The 600-nt window shown below is 45.3% G+C and carries 1 tRNA gene and 1 rRNA gene; both read right to left on the minus strand.

The window, feature by feature from the left end:
- A 23S ribosomal RNA gene (locus G5B32_RS16950) occupies window positions 1–292 on the minus strand; the annotation flags it as partial.
- Window positions 293–524: 232 nt separating this feature from the next.
- Window positions 525–598: transfer RNA gene (locus G5B32_RS16955), tRNA-Ala, on the minus strand.
- Between the last annotated feature and the right edge of the window lie 2 nt (window positions 599–600).

A 600-nucleotide genomic window follows, 5' to 3' on the forward strand; every position in this document is an offset into this window, starting at 1 on the left:
TCGTGGTCCTACAACCCCATATATGCCGTAACATGTATGGTTTGGGCTCTTTCCCGTTCGCTCGCCACTACTTGGGAAATCATTATTATTTTCTCCTCCTACGCCTACTTAGATGTTTCAGTTCAGCGCGTTCGCGTATTATACAACTATCCTTCAGATAGTTAGGTTGCCCCATTCGGAAATCTACGGATCAATTCGCATTTGCCAATCCCCGTAGCTTATCGCAGCTTATCACGTCCTTCATCGCCTCTGAGAGCCTAGGCATCCCCCGTGTACCCTTATTTACTTTCTTCACATCCATAGCCCTTTTGCTACTATGGTGTTGCTTTGATATATTACCTCATGATACTAATTGAGAGTCAGTTCGGCCTAGACCGGGGGTCTGTCAATCAACTCAAGCATATCACAACGTCTCTATCTCTGTTGTCTTCTCTTGTGTCTTTTTTTCTTTCAATATGTCAAAGAACTCTTTGTTTCAAGCGGTAGGCTTTAAGCTTATTGCTTTAGGCTTACTGCTAAACTCGTGGAGAATATCGGAGTCGAACCGATGACCCCCTGCGTGCAAGGCAGGTGCTCTAGCCAGCTGAGCTAATTCCCCTT

Origin of the sequence: Sphingobacterium sp. SGL-16 (assembly GCF_011043515.1) — a bacterium.
GTDB classification, from domain to species: Bacteria; Bacteroidota; Bacteroidia; order Sphingobacteriales; family Sphingobacteriaceae; genus Sphingobacterium; species Sphingobacterium litopenaei.